We start from the raw sequence: 12,818 nt of genomic DNA on the forward strand, positions 1-12,818 counted from the left end.
AATTATCAGCCCGTCGCTTTTTTTGTTAGTTGCGTTAAAAGCCGTCGTACAAACAGCTAATCTGTTGGTTTATTTGCCGCATGGACCAGTAGTTCATCGATAATGCTTTGGAGCGAAATGCTTGCCATTTTGGCCTCCGCCGCCGTTTGGACTTCCTCATACACGTCGTTGAGAGTCTGTTGAATGTTACCGCCAACCAGGCACTGAGGGTTTGTTTTGTCATCAATTGACAATAACTGTGGGGCCGGGTCAATAGCGTGTAAGACATCCCGAAGTGAAATTGTCGCTGCCGGTCGGCTTAATTTTGGTGTGGCCTTTCCCGCCTGAGTGGTCAGTAACCCCGCCTGGGTGAGTTGCGACATTAGCCGCCGAATTAAGCTGGGGTTAGACTCAACGCTCCGAGCAATTGCAGCGCTTGAGAGGTCGTCATTGGGGAGGAGTTCGATGTAGGTCAAAATATGCACGGCATCGCTTAATTTGTGAGAACTTTTCATCGTGTCACCTAGTCGTTATTTTTTGATGAGGCGGGTAACGGCATCCTTTAAGCTCAGGAGGGGCCGCCCTAGAACAGTTTGCAGATCATCGGATTTTTCATCCAAGTTTCCGTCCCGAATCAGTTGTTGGAAGCTGGTGAACAAGAGCGCAGTGTTGGTATCAAATCCTGCTTGTTTAAGACTAGCAGTATAATCGTCGTCACTCACGTTGGCGACAGGGAAGGTCTTACCCGTTGCTTCGCTAACCGCTTTAGCAAGGTCAGCATAAGTGGCTGGGGCACCCGCAAATTCGTAGACTGCTTTAGGATCATCCATTGTGAGCACCTTAGCCGCAGCTTGAGCGTAGTCACTTTCAGGCGTCCAGCCGACGCGACCTTGACCGGCAGAGTAAATCACGGGTTGGCCGTTTGCGCCGGCTTCAATGACGTTAAAGTCGTTTTCGAGGTACCAGTTGTTGCGCAGAAAACTAAAGGCCAAGCCGCTGTTGCGAAGCGCTTTTTCGGTTGCCTGGTGATCAGCAGCTAATGCGGCCGTTGAGGTGTCAGCGTGGGGGAAGCTCGTATAGGCGATGAACGCAACGCCAGCGTCCTTAGCCGCATCAATTACGTTTTGATGTTGTTCTGGCCGCGACATGGGCGCGCCGGGCTGAGATGAAATCAGCAAGAGTCGGTTGACCCCTTGCAGCGAATCACTCAAGCGAGGGGCGTCTTCGTACTCGCCAGGGCGAATCTCGATGCCGTCTGGCAACAGGTCAGCGGCCTTTTCGGTGTCGCGGGCAAGGGCGATAATGTCACTTGCGGGGACGGTTTCGAGCAACGTCTTAATAACGGTCCGGCCAAACCGACCGGTCGATCCAGTAACAGCGTATTTCATCATTAAAAACTCCCATCATTTTTTATTTCAAACACATGTTACTTTAAAAATAACAGGATTGTCAAGCTAGATTATCATGAGCTTATCATGAGTCAGCTGAGATTCCTTGGTACACTTAAAGAAACGACATAATGATTGGATGGGAAAAATGAATCGTAAACTTAATCGCCGCGAACTCCTATTCGTTGGCATGATGTTATTTGGCCTGTTTTTTGGGGCTGGGAACTTGATTTTCCCGGTTTTTGTGGGTCAAGAAGCCGGGACCAATTATTGGGCAGCCCTCATTGGCTTTTTAATCTCGGGGGTTGGACTGCCACTACTGGGAGTGACCGCCATTGGGATGACTAAGACCGACGGCGTATTTAACCTGTCGCAGCGCGTGGGTCATTGGTACGCCTACGCCTTTACGGTTTTGCTGTACCTGTGCATCGGCCCGCTTTTTGCCTTACCGAGACTGGCGTCGATTTCCTATGCGGTGGGGCTAACGCCGTTTGTTGCTTCAAACCAACAGCATTGGGGCTTGCTGGTTTATTCGGTGCTCTTCTTCGGGGTGGCCTGGTGGTTTGCTCGCAAACCGTCGAAAATCATGGTCTACGTTGGTAAATTCCTAACGCCTGCATTTTTGATTTTGTTGGCCGGTCTGCTATTGATGGTCCTAATTAAACCATTGGGCCACGGTCAAGCACCCGTCCAACAGTATGCTGCAGCTCCATTAGCTGCTGGTTTCACCGCCGGATATTCGACAATGGATGCGTTAGCGGCCCTGGCCTTTGGCATTATTGTCGTGAACGCAATCAAGGGTCTCGGGGTCACTCAACCCACGCAGATTGCCCGTGATACCATTCGAGCTGGCGGTTTAGCCGTGTTCTTGATGGCTGTTATTTACGGGCTGCTGGCGTTACTTGGCCGTAATGCACTAGGGGCCTTTTCGCGGGCTAGTAACGGAGGACCGGTGCTGGCTAATGTCGCCAACGCCTACTTCGGTGAACTAGGGAACGGGTTACTGGCCGTTATTGTCATCGTGGCCTGCCTAAAAACGGCTATTGGGTTAATCACGGCTTTTGGCGATACGTTTAAAGAACTCTTTCCCAAGGTTCCTTATCAGCTATTGATTGGATTAGCAAGCGTTGTGCCATTGCTGTTCGCTAACGTGGGCTTGGCACAACTGTTGACGATTTCAACGCCGATTTTAATGTTTATTTACCCGTTGGCGATTACGCTGATTTTAGTGTCCTTGCTGACGCCACTGCTGGGGAATGCGAAGTGGGTGTACCGAATGGTGACGGTATTCACTATCTTCCCGGCGCTTTTGGATGGGTTAAATGCCTTACCAGCTTCGCTACATCACGGCTGGGTTCAAACGGTTCTAAATGGTGGTGCATTGCTACCAGGCTTTAGCGTTGGGCTGGGCTGGACGTTGCCCGCTGTAGCTGGATTGATTATCGGCGTTGGATTAACGCAATTTTTGCGGTCAAAGGCCAGCTAATCACACGGTCGTGGCACATTGCGTTCGCTCAGTTGGCGTGGTAAATTAAACTGAATTTAAGTGATGAAGTGGAGTGGGCGAGTTTGGTAGACTTTGAATACGCGGAACAACAAGATTTACCCCAAATTGTGGCAATTTATAACGAAACGATCCCGACGCGGTTAGCGACGGCTGATCTTGAACCTGTGTCAGTTTCGGATAAGCAGGCGTGGTTCGACGAATTTGACAAGCAGTCCCGGCCCATTTGGAAAATGATGGTTGATGACCAAATTGCCGGTTGGGTTAGCCTTGAGTCCTTTTATGGCCGTCCAGCTTATCAACATACAGCAGAAATCAGCATTTATATCAGCAGCGCCTTTCACCACCAAGGCCTGGGCCAACAAGCCTTGGACTATGTGTTTGGGCAACTACCGGCCCTTGACTTGAATACGATTGTCTCTTTTGTCTTCAGTCACAACGTGGCCAGTCAGGGCCTGTTTAAGAAGAATGGCTTCAAGGTTTGGGGTCATTTGCCCGATGTGGCATTGATGGACGGCCAAAAGCGGAGTTTAGATATTTTGGGCCGCCGGTTTAGAGATTAACGAGCGTCGTACCGCAGTCTTTGAATCAATTCGAAATGATCGCGCAAAAAAAGGTTTGAGGAAATTTTCCTCAAACCTTTTTGGGTGTTGCAATCGCGTTAAATTAAAGTGCCCAGGCACCCATCCCTTGTGAGTGGTAAAGTGATACGGCTGCGTCAACTTGTTGTTGAACTGAACCGCCAGAGATGTGCATGTTTTGGAACAAGCCATAAGCGCCGCTTGAACTGTTACGAACGCCTGCTTGCCAGTTAGATTCACGTTGGATGATGTTGTTCCAAGTGGAAGCAGAAACACCAGTCCGTGAAGCCATTTGGCTCAATACGTAGCTCTTCATGTTGCTACCAGTGTAAGTAGCGGCTGATGAAGAAGTCGTGTTTGAAGCGGTGTTGTTCGCTGTGTTCGCGGTGTTGCTGTAAGTGTTGTAGTTGGTCGTTGCTTGGCTGGTTTGGGCTGGTGCACTGTAAGTCCCGGCAGTCGTAGCAGCCTTAGTTGTGGTACCATCAGGAATCGTCAACTGTTGGCCAGGCAAGATCAAGTGACCTTGGATGTTGTTAGCTGATTCGATGGCGTTGATTGTTGAGTTGAATTCCTGTGAGATACCCCATACAGAGTCACCTGACTTAACGGTGTAAGTAGTTGCGGCGCTTGCATCAGTGGTGCCGGCAAGGAACAAGCCAAATGCTGCGGCGGTAGTAGCGAGAATCGTAGTAACAAATTTCTTCAAAATATACACTCCTATAGTTAAAACTCGGTAGTTATGAAGCTCATCAATGTGTTGATATCTTGTCATCAACAAACACGAGTCTAACTGGTTAGTGTTACTTTGACGTATCACTAGTTTTAAGAAGTAAAGGCAAAAGTTTCCGAAAAGACTAGTTTTTGTAACATTTGTAATCTTTTTGACCCATTCGAATTCGACTTTGAGACCCGTCTCATCGGGTAAAGTCTGATAAACGATCGGGAGTTGATATTAAGTTTATTACCGGAATCGGCAATTTTGACATTAGAAATAGACGGTAATTTAGGTTTTCTTAATTATGTTGGAAGGCCACTAGACTAAATGGGCCTTAATTAGCGTGTCAGCAGCGGCCAGTAGCGCTTGTTCTTGAGAAACAATGGGGCGCCACCCCAATAGTCGTTTGGCTTTTTCGTTACTAACGTTGCGGTTAATGGTCATTAGAAGTTGCCCCGATTTAGCTTGTGCACTAAAATGAGCGGCCAGTCGAACGAGCCAATCGGGCATTTTTTTCTTTGTAATGGTTTCAGCAAGTTCTGGGTGAGCAGTTCGAACCAACGTGGCAATTTCGCTAAAGCTAATCTGACCGTCTGCACTAGCGATAAAACGCTGATTGGCCGCCTGAGGAGCCGTCATTGCCCGTAAATGAAGGTCGACAACATCGCGAACATCGACGACGTTTAACTCAATGTTCACCAGCCGTTTTGTCTGGCCATTCATGATTGCTTTTAGCAGGTCAAAGCTGCCTGACACATGCTGGTTCAAGGAAGGGCCAAAAATAGCGACGGGGTTAATGGCCGTAAACGTCATATTGGTGTCGTGAGTATGCATATAGTCCCAAGCGCGCCGTTCAGCAATCGTTTTTGACTTTTCGTAGACGGATAAGCCCGGTTGTTCGGGGTCCGTCCAGTCGGCCTCCGTCGTCGGTCTGGTTGAGTCAAATTGACTAAACCCAACACCACCGAAGTTAGCGGTCATGACGACGCGTTTGACCCCCGCTTTGTCAGCAGCCGTTAAAATCCTAGTAATACCAGCAACGGCCGGTTCAATGACCGCTGATTCGTCGGTCACTTTGCCGAAGAATACGGGAGAAGCTACACTCAAGACGTAGTCAATATCGGCCATGGCAGTATCCCAGCCATCATCTGCCAGCAAATCAGTCTGGGCAAATTCCAGTTGAGAAGTGGTGGGATAGCCTTGTTCAGCCAGTGTTTTAAGCAGCGCCTCCTCACTTGTTTTAGAGCGGACAGTGGTCCGCACATGATAGCCTTGCCGGAGTGCGGCTAATACTAACTGGGAACCAAGGAAACCCGTCCCGCCTGTGATCAGCACTTTTTCAGTTGTCATTCTAAAAGACCTCCAATGTTAGGGTTGAATTATTCTTTAAAATTGATTATAGTCAGCATAAAACCTAAACCATGGTTTAGGTCAAGGCTAAAAGGAGTTTTTAAAATGACGTATGCGATTGGTGACGTTGCCGAAAAGTTTAACCTGTCGATTTCAACAATTAGATACTACGATAAACGCGGATTGCTGCCGTTTGTGAGTAAGAATAAATCAGGCCATCGGGCGTTTACCGATTCAGATTTAAAAATGCTGTACACGGTGTGCTGTCTTAAAGATACCGGGATGAGCATCGAACACATCCGCGACTATATTTCAGCCGTCATGGCTGGGGATACCACGATTGACGATCGAATTGCGATGTTAAAAGACCATCGAGAAACGATTTTACGCCAGCAGGCAGTTTTACAAGAAAGTCTTGCCGAGATTGATTTAAAGTTAGAAAATTATCAAGCGCCGGATGCCCATACATTTGTTCAAAAAGAAGTGGCTTACGTCAATCAGGAAAAAGCGCGAGCTGGGTTGAAAAAACCGTTTCAAGTTAAGCGTTAGCTTACAAAAAAGGATCATCCAAAACAGCGGCACATGGCCGTTTTGGATGATCATTTGATAATTAAGGCTTAATATATCGAAACCCACGGTCCTGTTGAATAGCGAGGTCGACGACGCCGGCTTCAACGACTTCGACGCCACTTTGGAGCTGATTGGGATTGATGCCATGACTATTAAGCGAGTTGTGGCAGGCGTGAAAGGCTACGTCTGGTGCCTGTAAAAACGTGGCGACTTGCTCCCGGAAACTTGGCGTGAGAGTGGCCATAATCGCGTCACCGTTGAGTACCACAATAACGGCTAGATGGTCGTCGGGGTGGTTTGCTCGATAGTTTAAAAGGTTGGTGAGGTTACTGGTCATTTCGCCAATCCGGTCGAGTTGATCAACGTGCAGCAGAATTTTTGTTTCCATTGAGACAGGTCCTTTCGGATGGTGATTTGATTACACTGCGGTAATTTTGCTCAGAAACTGTGGTTTGTATGCGGTCGTAAACGTTGAATTTAAGCCGTACGGCGACACAAAGTGCAGTGCCGTATTAAACTGTTTAACGGCTCGGGTCCCAAAGAGGTTGTAAAATGCGAGGTAAATGAACTTGGAACAGTAGCTGGGATTCGACTGGTACAGGGTGCCAGCCGGCAAGATGGCATAATTTGGATTATTTTTCTTGTACATATCCCGATAAGCGTATAGGGCCGCTTGCTTGGCTGCCTTTTGCTTCGCTTTAGGAAGCCGATAGACATCGACCCAGCTGCCGGCGACTGGCGACGCGTGGCGCGCAAATAACGTCTTCTTCGGCGTGACGTGAGCGTTTTGTTTTAAGCTGTAGCCGTAGTTTTCACCCGGCATTTCGATCACGTAGTTAGCCGTTGTTGCGATGGCAACGTGGCCAAACATTCCACCGACACCGCCTAAGCTATTGGCGTTGGCGCCGTGAGCGACTAAGAGGTCGCCCGCTTGCATTTTATAGCCCTTAGTTGCCGAAGTCGCATGGGCTGAAACGGTCCCCGTTAGGATGGTTAAGACTATCGCCAAACCAAATAATAGTTGTTTTTTCACTGTCTCCAACTCCCCCAATTGTTAATTACCGATAAGCATACCATAGACGCCGGTGGTGAGGGCCATAGAAAATTGTCCAGATTGACAGTTCCGAGGCCGTAAGATTTGAGGTACTATAATATAAGAAGATAATAGTTAAGGGAGCTGACCATGAGTAAGTTTAAGTTACAATCCATAATTTTTGTATTGGTCGCCTTCATGTTGGGCTGCAACGAGTTTATTGTCGTTGGTGTGTTAAATGATTTAGCGGCCAGTTTTCACACCCCGATTGCAACGGTCGGGTACCTGGTTACAATATTTGCGACGGTCTACGCAATCAGTACCCCGTTCGTGACGATTTTGACCAGTCGGTATAGCCGATACAAGACGTTATTAGTTCTGATCGTGGTCTTTTTCATTGGCAATACTCTCAGTGGTTTTGCGACGAGCTTCGGGTTTATGGTCGTAGCCCGAATGCTGACGGCCGCAGTTGCCGGATCGATTATTTCCCTAGTGATGACGTTTGCCAATACGGTCGCCCCACGAAACAAGCGAGCAAGCTTGATTTCATGGGTGTTTGCGGGGTTTAGCATTGCCTCCGTGTTCGGAGTTCCAATTGGGACTGCTGTGAGTACCGCCTATGGTTGGCGGTATACCTTCTTTGGTATTTCGGTGATTACGGCCATTATTTTCGTTCTGTTAATCTGGTTACTACCGAAAAACGTCGCGCAGGTTCAAAGTGGCATTCGGGGGCAGCTGTCCCTGTTAGCGGATCGCCGGATCTATTTGGCAATTGGTGTCGTGCTGTTCACCGCGGCTACGATGTATGCTTACTATACATACATTCGACCGCTATTAACAACTGGTCTGGGCTTTGACAACCAGACGCTTAATTTCTTATTGGTGTCACTTGGTATCATGAGTATTATCAGTAATCGGTTATCCGGCACGTTGGCCGAGCGAAACGGTTTAGCAAAAATGCCAGTCTTTTACATCGCGGATATTGTGCTGTTACTATTGTTACCGGTGGCACTGGGCTCTAAAATTTTCGGTCTCGGAATCTTTTTAATTCTGACGCTAATTGTGACGATTATTAACTCGCCGATTCAGATTCACTTTTTGAACATTGCGGAACGCGACTATCCGCAGTCGTTGGTTCTGGCCTCGTCGCTGAATTCGATTTTCTTTAATTTTGGGATTTCACTGGGATCTGCAACGGCGTCGAGTCTGGTTGGCAAAGTTGGCTTGAGTCACATTAGTTTTGGTGCTGCCGGATATGCCGCCATTTCGCTGGGACTCGTCGTGTTACTCAATAAAGCGATTGCGCAACACGGAACGCCTACAGTCGACCAATGAACAAAATAATGGCGATAAACGCTAGGATGATGACTAATGCCACTAAGAGGCCGCTAATGATGATTTGCAGGCGGTCTCGCCGAAGTAAGCTGATAAGCAGCCACGCAATGAGAATGAAAACAATGAAGAAAAGCCGACTAGCGATGACCATTGATAAAGACCTCCTTTGACTGGCTTCAGTATAGCATGAACGGGGGTACCCAAACGGGTAGTTGAGGCGATGAATCGAGAGCCGGAAAAGGAGAATGACACATGCAAAAATTAAAGATCGACCCAGCGTTGTTTGATTTATTTCCCGATGCCCAACTCGGCGTTTTGGTTTTAGACGGTCTTGATAACCATGTTAAAAAAGAGCGGATCTCCCACTATTAAGCGTTATTAGATGAAGCCACTCAGGCGGCTGGGCAGTTTATCACGGTTGACCCATTCCGGGATAACCCAGTAGTCGCCAGTTGGCGCAAAGCTTATCAAGCCTTCAAGACTAAAAAGGGCGCTCGTTCTTCGATTGAAGCGATGCTGAAGCGAGTGAGTCAGGGACGGTAATTCGGTCCGATCAACCCAATCGTTGATTTGTACAACTATATTTCGTTAACGTACGGCGTGCCAGTTGGCGGTGAGGACTTGGCAAAAGTTGCGGGTGACCTGAGACTTGGCGTTGCAACTGGCGGCGAGGACTTTCGACCACTTGGTGCGGATGAAGACGAACCGGGCTTGCCTGGGGAAGTTATTTACTACGATCAAGCGGGGGCTAATGTACGGTGCTGGAATTGGCGGGAAGCCCAGAGAACGATGCTGGTTGAAGACACGCAACGGACGGCGTTGGTTGTGGAGGCCGCTTATGCCGACCAACACGCTCAAGTTCAAAAAGCCGTTCGCGCGATGCAAGACCTATTTGAACAGGAACTGCATGTTAAGGGGCGAATTGCAATTTTAACCCGGGATAACCCGGAAGTGCAGGTTTAAGTGTCATGAATCTTTTGTTATTAAAGACCTTGACGTTAAGAAATCACCATTCTATAATTAATTTCAACACATTCTATCATTTAATTTTCATTTTTGGCAATAATTAAGAAGAGTAACTGGTTAGCGGCTGTTTAGAGAGCTCCGGTAAGATGGGAAGGGGCCAGCTACTGCCAGTGAAGATGAGCTTATAGCCTATTCGAAGGTCACGGGGCTTTCGGATCGTCAGGAGTCGTTATCCTCCCAGACTTAAGTTGAGTTGGTAAGGCATGGTCGGGTGATCGCCGTGCATATTGAGGGTGGTAACGCGTGAAAACGCCCCTTTCGGTTTTGAATCGAGAGGGGCGTTTTTGTGTGGTTGATAGATGAATATAGGTGAAGGAGGCAAATTTTTAATGAGCAGTTGGCAGATCATTCAACAGAGCCTACCCGTATTTCAAAAGGGGTTTAAGTTAACGCTATGGTTATCGTTATTGGGTATTACGGGTTCTATTGTGGTCGGGATTGGGTGTAGTCTGTTGCGGTATTTTCGGGTGCCTGGGTTATCACAAATAGCAACCGTGTATGTTGAAGTATCTCGAAACACGCCGTTATTGGTGCAACTATTTTTCTTGTACTACGCTTTTTCAATCATTGGCATTAAATTGAGTGCTGAGCTATGCGGAATTGTGGGATTAATTTTTCTTGGCGGATCATATATGTCTGAGGGATTTACCGGTGGTTTTGATGGCGTTAGCCATTCTCAAATCGAATCAGGAAAGGCGATTGGACTATCAAAGTGGCAACTAGCTCGGTTTGTGATATTTCCACAAGGGCTATCGCAGAGTATTCCTGCGCTGGCTGCAAACATCATTTTTTTAATCAAAGAAACGTCTGTTTTTACAGTCATTGCCATTCCAGAACTAACAAATACGGCACTGGATCTCATTGGGATGTATTATCACACTAACGAGTATTTGTTAGTCCTAGTTGTTGGGTACGCAATTATCTTAATTCCGTTGTCGATTGTTTTAACGCTAGTCGAGAGGAGGGTCCGCTATGGCACATTCGGGAATTGAAGTGCTGTTTGAAGGGCAAAACTTCGCACGCTTAATTGGCGGTTTGGAAACGACGATAGCAATCGCCTTTGTGGCGTTGATTTGTGGGCTAGCTTTGGGACTGATTTTGGGTGTTTTAAGGACGCTTAAAAATCGGGTTCTTCGGTTAGTTTTACGGTTATATCTTGAGTTCTTTAGAATTGTTCCTACCGTGGTCCTGTTATTTTTGTTCTACTATATTTTGCCTAAAACGGCTGGGGTAAACCTCCCCGCCAATGAAGTGGCCATGCTTGTTTTTGCGTTATGGACAGCGGCTGAAATGAGTGATATTGTTCGCGGCGCTTTGATTTCAGTGCCTAAACACCAACTCGAATCAGGATTGGCCATCGGCCTGAATCGTTGGCAGTTATATCGGTATATTTTAATTCCCCAAGCGGTGAGTCTTGAGATTCCGGCCACAATTAATCTGATGACTCGAGTGATCAAGACGACGTCGCTGCTATTACTAATAAGCGTTGCCGATGTGATCAATGTGGGGCAGACAATTGTGGAAGCGAACAGTAAGCAGTATCCAAATAGTGTGTTTTGGATTTATGGATTTATTTTCGTGATGTATTTCGTCATCGACTATCCACTGTCATGGTGGGCAACTCGAATGAATCGTCGCAGATTGGAGCGGGTCAATGACTAAGCAGATTTATAGCGTATCGAACCTTGAAAAGTACTATCAAAAACAACATGTCCTTCATGATATTACATTTTCAATTGATGAAGGTGAAGTTGTTGTGTTATTAGGTCCTTCGGGATCTGGGAAAAGCACGTTGATTCGAACGTTGAATGGGTTGGAACCGTACCAATCCGGTGTTCTTAAATTTAAGGGACAGGAGATTCAGCCTGACGAAAAAGGTTGGCGAAAGCTTCGACAACAAATCGGGATGGTGTTTCAGAGTTATGATTTATTTCCCAATTTGACAGTAATGGAAAATATCTTGCTGGGTCCAACCAAGGTTCAAAAACAGCCGCGGGATATTGCACAAGCGGAAGCAAAACGGCTTTTAGAGGTTGTGGGGTTATCGGAGTATGCTAACGTGTACCCCCGTCAATTATCGGGTGGTCAAAAGCAGCGAATCGCCATTATTCGGGCCCTTGCCCTAAAACCGGAACTAATGCTGTTTGACGAAGTGACAGCCAGTCTCGACCCCGAAATGGTACGGGGGGTCCTTAATATCATTAGCAGGTTGGCGAAACAGGATAAAATGACAATGATTGTTGTGACTCATGAGATGAACTTTGCAAAGCGAATCGCTGATCGTGTACTGTTCCTAGAAAATGGTGAGTTGCTGGAAACAACAGCAGGCACTCAGTTTTTTGAGAACCCACAGACCGATCGAGCAAAAGAATTCTTAGAGAGTATGGATTTTTAGGGGGTATTTAAAATGAAAAAAAGTTGGCAAAAAGTAGTTTCTGGATTTGCTATTGTTGTAGTTTTAGGGTTAGTTCTGACTGGCTGTGGAAATAAATCGTCAAATTCTAGTGATAATAACGAAAGTACCGTGGCTAAGATTCAAAAACGAGGAACTATTCGAATTGCTGTTTTTGGTGATTTACCGCCCTATGGTTGGGTGAATAAAGCTGGTCAACGGGTTGGATATGATCTGACACTGGCTAGGCAAATAGCAAAGGATCTTAAAGTAAAAATAAAGTTTGTTCAAGTGAATGCTAATAATCGAGTAGATGCATTAAATGCCAATAAAGTGGATCTAGTGTTAGCCAACTTTACGGTGACGGACGAACGGAAACAGGTCGTTGATTTTGCGTCACCATACATGAAGGTTTCAGTCGGGGTTGTTTCGCCAAAGAACCAAGTGATCAATAACGTTAAGCAATTGCAGAATAAAAACTTGATTGTTACAAAGGGAACGACTGCTGAAACCTACTTTACCCAGGATCAGCCCAAGGTTAATTTGTTGAAGTTTGACTCAAAAACGCAGCAGTTTAACGCCTTGAAGAACAATCGGGCCGCCGGTTTAGCAGATGACAACTCCTACTTGTACGCGTGGGTCAAAAATAATCCTAAATACACCGTAGGAATTAAGAGTATTGGGCCTAAATCCTATATTGCGCCGGCTGTGAAGAAGGGGAACAAATCACTCTTGAACTGGACGAATAATGAGATTAAAACGTTGACGAGCAAAGGTTTCTTTGAAAAAGACTATGATTCACAACTAAAGCCGTACTTTGGTAGTGAAGTTAAGCCAAGTGATATTATTTTAGATAAGTAATGGGATTCAAAGGGTGACGAATTATCCGTCGCCCTTTTTTGGTCCCCTTGTTTTCAACGGACAAAATATGCGCTACGATGGTGG

15 protein-coding genes and 1 pseudogene are annotated in these 12,818 nt (G+C 46.7%); 9 read left to right on the top strand and 7 right to left on the bottom strand.

Features of this window, described 5'->3' with window-relative positions:
• Window positions 1-56: 56 nt before the first annotated feature.
• Together FC96_RS08670 and FC96_RS08675 are read right to left on the bottom strand one after the other, a co-directional pair.
• A complete protein-coding gene (locus FC96_RS08670) occupies window positions 57-494 on the bottom strand; it encodes an Rrf2 family transcriptional regulator (RefSeq protein WP_054661155.1) in 438 nt (145 codons plus the stop codon).
• A gap of 15 nt (window positions 495-509) precedes the next feature.
• On the bottom strand, window positions 510-1,367 hold the full coding sequence (locus FC96_RS08675; protein WP_056942711.1) for an SDR family oxidoreductase: 858 nt from the start codon (window positions 1,365-1,367) through the stop codon (window positions 510-512).
• Between the two features lie 148 nt (window positions 1,368-1,515).
• Here FC96_RS08675 and brnQ point away from each other — a divergent pair, with 148 nt between their 5' ends.
• Both brnQ and FC96_RS08685 read left to right on the top strand, forming a co-directional pair.
• Window positions 1,516-2,853, top strand: coding sequence for a branched-chain amino acid transport system II carrier protein (brnQ, locus tag FC96_RS08680; RefSeq protein ID WP_056942712.1), 1,338 nt, complete (start codon window positions 1,516-1,518; stop codon window positions 2,851-2,853).
• Between the two features lie 83 nt (window positions 2,854-2,936).
• Window positions 2,937-3,434, top strand: coding sequence for a GNAT family N-acetyltransferase (locus FC96_RS08685; protein ID WP_082593505.1), 498 nt, complete (start codon window positions 2,937-2,939; stop codon window positions 3,432-3,434).
• 103 nt (window positions 3,435-3,537) lie between these two features.
• On the opposite strand, the gene FC96_RS08690 is transcribed toward FC96_RS08685, so the two are convergent.
• Window positions 3,538-4,158: a LysM peptidoglycan-binding domain-containing protein gene (locus FC96_RS08690; protein ID WP_156403202.1), complete on the bottom strand. Its 621-nt coding sequence runs from the start codon at window positions 4,156-4,158 to the stop codon at window positions 3,538-3,540.
• A 327-nt stretch (window positions 4,159-4,485) separates the two neighbouring features.
• A complete protein-coding gene (locus tag FC96_RS08695) occupies window positions 4,486-5,517 on the bottom strand; it encodes an NAD-dependent epimerase/dehydratase family protein (RefSeq protein WP_056942714.1) in 1,032 nt (343 codons plus the stop codon).
• A 105-nt stretch (window positions 5,518-5,622) separates the two neighbouring features.
• On the opposite strand from FC96_RS08695, the gene FC96_RS08700 reads away from it, so the two are divergent.
• The gene (locus FC96_RS08700; RefSeq protein WP_056942715.1) at window positions 5,623-6,066 is read left to right on the top strand and encodes a MerR family transcriptional regulator; all 444 of its coding nucleotides are present in this window, start codon (window positions 5,623-5,625) and stop codon (window positions 6,064-6,066) included.
• A 61-nt stretch (window positions 6,067-6,127) separates the two neighbouring features.
• On the opposite strand, the gene FC96_RS08705 is transcribed toward FC96_RS08700, so the two are convergent.
• Both FC96_RS08705 and FC96_RS08710 read right to left on the bottom strand, forming a co-directional pair.
• Entirely contained in the window at window positions 6,128-6,475 is a 348-nt protein-coding gene (locus FC96_RS08705) for a DsrE family protein (protein WP_054661157.1), read from the bottom strand.
• A gap of 30 nt (window positions 6,476-6,505) precedes the next feature.
• On the bottom strand, window positions 6,506-7,120 hold the full coding sequence (locus FC96_RS08710) for a hypothetical protein (protein ID WP_056942716.1): 615 nt from the start codon (window positions 7,118-7,120) through the stop codon (window positions 6,506-6,508).
• Between the two features lie 150 nt (window positions 7,121-7,270).
• Between FC96_RS08710 and FC96_RS08715 the strand changes: the two genes are divergently transcribed.
• Window positions 7,271-8,455, top strand: a complete 1,185-nt coding sequence (locus tag FC96_RS08715) for an MFS transporter (RefSeq protein WP_054661159.1) — start codon at window positions 7,271-7,273, stop codon at window positions 8,453-8,455.
• Here FC96_RS08715 and FC96_RS12925 read toward each other — a convergent pair.
• Window positions 8,439-8,606 (bottom strand): hypothetical protein, encoded by a 168-nt coding sequence (locus tag FC96_RS12925; protein ID WP_156403203.1) that lies wholly within the window; start codon window positions 8,604-8,606, stop codon window positions 8,439-8,441. The genes FC96_RS08715 and FC96_RS12925 overlap by 17 nt on opposite strands.
• A gap of 101 nt (window positions 8,607-8,707) precedes the next feature.
• Between FC96_RS12925 and FC96_RS08720 the strand changes: the two are divergent.
• The 5 genes and pseudogenes from FC96_RS08720 to FC96_RS08740 all read left to right on the top strand — a co-directional run bounded on the left by FC96_RS08720 (window position 8,708) and on the right by FC96_RS08740 (window position 12,734).
• Window positions 8,708-9,418: pseudogene (locus tag FC96_RS08720) on the top strand (B3/B4 domain-containing protein).
• A 392-nt stretch (window positions 9,419-9,810) separates the two neighbouring features.
• The gene (locus tag FC96_RS08725; protein WP_056942717.1) at window positions 9,811-10,473 is read left to right on the top strand and encodes an amino acid ABC transporter permease; all 663 of its coding nucleotides are present in this window, start codon (window positions 9,811-9,813) and stop codon (window positions 10,471-10,473) included.
• Complete coding sequence (locus FC96_RS08730; protein ID WP_056942718.1) at window positions 10,454-11,143, top strand: amino acid ABC transporter permease; 690 nt, start codon at window positions 10,454-10,456, stop codon at window positions 11,141-11,143. Before FC96_RS08725 ends, FC96_RS08730 begins: the two co-directional genes overlap by 20 nt.
• Window positions 11,136-11,876, top strand: a complete 741-nt coding sequence (locus tag FC96_RS08735) for an amino acid ABC transporter ATP-binding protein (protein WP_056942719.1) — start codon at window positions 11,136-11,138, stop codon at window positions 11,874-11,876. The genes FC96_RS08730 and FC96_RS08735 overlap by 8 nt, the downstream gene beginning before the upstream one ends.
• A 12-nt stretch (window positions 11,877-11,888) precedes the next feature.
• The gene (locus FC96_RS08740) at window positions 11,889-12,734 is read left to right on the top strand and encodes a transporter substrate-binding domain-containing protein (RefSeq protein WP_056942720.1); all 846 of its coding nucleotides are present in this window, start codon (window positions 11,889-11,891) and stop codon (window positions 12,732-12,734) included.
• The last annotated feature ends 84 nt before the right edge of the window (window positions 12,735-12,818 follow it).

Origin of the sequence: Secundilactobacillus kimchicus JCM 15530 (assembly GCF_001433995.1) — a bacterium.
GTDB lineage: Bacteria > Bacillota > Bacilli > Lactobacillales > Lactobacillaceae > Secundilactobacillus > Secundilactobacillus kimchicus.